This window comes from Angustibacter peucedani, from assembly GCF_054779595.1.
Window position 1 is genome coordinate 1 of the sequence record NZ_BAAGXY010000119.1, and the last position, 1,437, is coordinate 1,437.

2 protein-coding genes are annotated in these 1,437 nt (G+C 53.0%); both read left to right on the top strand.

Annotation, left to right across the window (positions count from 1 at the left end; translation table 11 throughout):
* On the top strand, positions 1-741 hold a 741-nt coding region (locus ACYVJ4_RS16920; protein ID WP_460461264.1), incomplete at its 5' end, for an AAA family ATPase.
* 3 nt (positions 742-744) lie between these two features.
* Positions 745-1,437: antitermination protein (locus tag ACYVJ4_RS16925; RefSeq protein ID WP_460461265.1), on the top strand; the 693-nt coding region annotated here is incomplete at its 3' end.

Consider the following 1,437-nt stretch of genomic DNA (forward strand, 5'->3'; position numbering starts at 1 on the left):
GATGCGATGAGTCAGGGCGTCAGGACGTGTATTGCTTCTCTGGAGCTTAAACCAGGCAAAATGCTTGCCCGACTCACGCGGCAAACCATCTGCACTTCCTCACCGAAACGTGAAGAAATCATTATGACCAACGAATGGTTTTCTGACCGCCTTTGGGTATTCAAACTTACCGGAACTGCCAAAGCAGACCGGCTTCTTGAGATTTTTGCCTATGCCCGGCGTCGCTATGGCATTGAGCTGTTCATCATAGATAACCTGGCTAAATGTGGCTTAGACGAAGAAGACTACACAGGTCAGAAGGACTTCATCGATACGCTGTGCGACTTCAAGAACGAGCATAACTGTCACGTCCTGCTGGTTACCCACGCCAGAAAAACAAACGACTCCGCTCCAACAGGAAAGATGGACGTAAAAGGCACTGGCGCCTTAACCGACATGCCCGACAACGTTATGGCCGTCTGGCGCAACATTCCCCGTGAGCTGGCGCAGAGAAAAGCGGATCGTATGGGTTATGAGAGCCTCGACAAAGACGAACAGGCCGCGATCAATCTCCCCGCTTCAATGATTCGTTTGTTGAAGCAACGAGAAGGGGAAGGGTGGATCGGTGACATCGGAGCTAATTTCGACTCTCGCTCTCACCAGTTCCTGGAAGGCGAGAAAAAACCATTTAACTACCTGGTCGGTAAGCCGCAAAGCGAGCTTGATCTCGAGTGGGAAGCCAGCAACGTAACGAGGGTTTGAGATATGGAACTTGAAGCATCACTAAAACACTTTAGCCCTCAGGGAATGCAGATCAGCGACGACGTGAAGGGAACTTCTCCGGACCGCCTTACAGGAACAGACGTAATGGCGGCGATTGGTACCACCAGCAGCCGTGCGCGCTTCGGCCTGGCGGCGTTCTTCGGTAAAGCGGGAATCAGCAAAACGGATGAACAGCTCGCAGTTCAGGCGCTGGCGCAGGTTGCTATCAAAAACGCTCCTAAAAATGTCCGCAAAGCCGCTGGCGACAAGCTCGGAGCATGCATGTTGACGCTGGCGCAGTTTGCCTTTGCTGATTACTCCCGTTCGGCGGCTACCAGCGTGACATGTCACAGTTGCAGCGGTACCGGTTTTATCTCCGGGAATGAGGATGTGGTTAAACATCCTGGTATCTTCGACGATGACGGTGCCGAAGTGGTGGCCCCGAAGATTAAAAATGAGCTGGTGAAAAGGGTTTGCGAAACCTGCGGAGGGAAAAAGGTAATCCTTGCGCGGTGCAGATGCGGCGGTAAAGGTGAAGTGCTGGATCGCAAAGCGACCAAAGAACGTGGCGCACCGGTTTTCAAAACGTGTGAACGTTGCTCTGGTAATGGCTTCTCTGCTATCTCCTCGGCGACGGTACACCGTGCCATTCTGAAGCGTCTCCCGGACCTCCATCAGTCCTCATGGTCACGCAAC